Raw genomic sequence first — 481 nt, forward strand, 5'->3', positions numbered from 1 at the left:
TAAATATTTTTTTTCTTTTCGTGTCTCTTCAGGTTTTTTCTGAATAATAATTGTCAATAAACCATTATTTAATGAACCGTCAATATCTTCAATAGAAAAATCTTCACCTATGTTAAAACTACGTTTAATAATACCTCTAATTCTTTCTTGTCTTAAAAAGTTAACTTCAGGTTGACTTTCGTTTTTTTTTACGGCTTTTGATGGGTTTTCTTGCTTAGGATGAGCTTCAATTATTAACCATCCTTCTTCTAAACTTATTTTAATATTTTCTTTTTTAAAACCAGGCAATTCGCTAATCAATTCATAATGTTGAGGATATTCTTTAATATCGGTTCTCATAAAAGAATGAGAATTCTCGCCAAAAGAAACGCTTTTCCAATAGTCTAATAAATTTTCTAATAAGTCATTATTTTTATCAATTGCATTAACAAACATTTTTATATTCATCTCCTTTTCTATATATTTATTTTAATATTATTAA

Annotated in this window: 1 protein-coding gene; it reads right to left on the minus strand. The window is 25.2% G+C overall.

The genetic code is table 11. The annotated features are described in order from the left end of the window. Positions 1-435: Hsp20 family protein (locus RI68_RS00855; protein WP_017193371.1), on the minus strand; the 435-nt coding region annotated here is incomplete at its 3' end. Between the last annotated feature and the right edge of the window lie 46 nt (positions 436-481).

It is taken from the genome of Vaccinium witches'-broom phytoplasma str. VAC (assembly GCF_000309405.1).
Classification (GTDB): domain Bacteria; phylum Bacillota_I; class Bacilli_A; order Acholeplasmatales; family Acholeplasmataceae; genus Phytoplasma.